This window comes from Helicobacter sp. 16-1353, from assembly GCF_003288815.1.
Classification (GTDB): Bacteria; Campylobacterota; Campylobacteria; order Campylobacterales; family Helicobacteraceae; genus NHYM01.
Window position 1 is genome coordinate 1 of record NZ_NHYM01000026.1, and the last position, 613, is coordinate 613.

Below are 613 nucleotides of genomic sequence, written 5' to 3' on the forward strand. Positions count from 1 at the left end.
CTTTAAATCAAATGATAGATTCTATTACAACAACACAAATGATACACAAGATTCCATAGTTGATTTGAATCTATCAAATACACAAGATTCACATAAATATCAAGCATTCTTAACACCATTTGTAACGCATACTATATTAGATTCTAGCTCTATGAGTGGAGTTGCATTTGGATTAGTAGGTGGATTTAATGTGAGACTTGGAGATACTCATACACTAGGAACTCACTTAGGATTTAGTAGTGGGAAAGTAAGTGGAGAGCAAAATAACAATAGTGCCACTATTAGAAATGTGCTTTTAAGTCTTGGAGTTCATTATAAAGCAGATTTTACTTATGGTATGTATCTAAAAGCATTGCTAGATTTAATATATCTTAAAAATGATGGAGCTTATAAGCTAGATGGCTCTATCAATCCAATCTATGCTTCTCCACAAGCTAAGGGTTATAATCTAAATCTTGCATTTGGAAAAGACTTTGATTTTAAATCTGCTGGGATATTTGGTCTTGAGCTTGGGCTAGAATCTAGTGGATTAGATTCCAAATCCTACTTTGCTGGGGCTAATTACTTAGGAAGTTTTACAAATATATTCTATGCTGATTTGGGTGTGAATTAT

General features: G+C 32.6%; 1 protein-coding gene. It reads left to right on the forward strand.

Annotated elements, in window-relative coordinates; genetic code table 11:
• Positions 1 to 613 (forward strand): autotransporter domain-containing protein (locus tag CCY99_RS09285; protein WP_146744972.1); only part of this gene is annotated, 613 nt, incomplete at both ends.